Genomic DNA, 718 nt, shown 5'->3' with positions numbered 1-718 from the left:
TACGGGCCGCGTCTCTGAACACGTCTCTCAACGTCGGTTCGATCTCTTGCGAGGAGCTGCCGGACGGAAAGGACGGGGCCCCGGCCGACGAACCGGGGCCGGTCGCCGTCGTACCGGTAACGGGGTCCGGCGGTTATCCGCACGACCAACGTACCGGAAATGCAGCTACTTCTTCGCAGCTACCGTTCCACGTCCGCCACCTGCTTCGGGGATGGTCAGACGGTAAGCCCGAGGGATGCCGTCACGGGTGGAGATATCCCAATCGATGGCCGGCACAAGCCTGTCCCGGATCAGGAACACAGCCTCACCACGCAGCGCCAGAGCGCGCCCTGCAAGGGCCATATTCCGGCGGGACAGCATGTCAGTACCGATCACATCCGCGAGGCTTAGACAGCCCTCCCAGAGGCCCACAGATGTTTGCACGGCAGAGGTCAGTTCCCCCATGCCAGACGCGCCAGTAAGCCAGCTTTCCCGCGCGACCATAAGCGCCGCCGTATAGCCTGGGGATACAGCACGGGTTTNCCTGTTTCTCAGGTCGCCGCAGAAATTGCATCATACTGGATCAGGGTTCAAAAAACTTATATGTTCCACCGGATTCTGATAATGCGAGAAAAACTTGGTGACGAACTGGAAGAACGCGGGTCTGCCCGCTTTGATGGCTGCAAGCGTTCTTGCTGTTTTTCTTGCCGACCTGTCCGTCCAGCGCGGAACGGCGGTC

Annotated in this window: 1 protein-coding gene; it reads right to left on the bottom strand. The window is 60.5% G+C overall.

Annotated features, from left to right (window positions below; genetic code table 11):
- Positions 1 to 165: 165 nt before the first annotated feature.
- On the bottom strand, positions 166 to 483 hold the full coding sequence (locus TR36_RS14175) for a hypothetical protein (protein WP_052362722.1): 318 nt from the start codon (positions 481 to 483) through the stop codon (positions 166 to 168).
- Positions 484 to 718: the final 235 nt, after the last annotated feature.

It is taken from the genome of Falsirhodobacter sp. alg1 (genome assembly GCF_000739715.2).
In the GTDB taxonomy this organism is placed as follows: Bacteria; Pseudomonadota; Alphaproteobacteria; order Rhodobacterales; family Rhodobacteraceae; genus Falsirhodobacter.
Note: the sequence above shows the minus strand (reverse complement) of the source record. Positions and strands in the feature narration are given on the sequence as shown.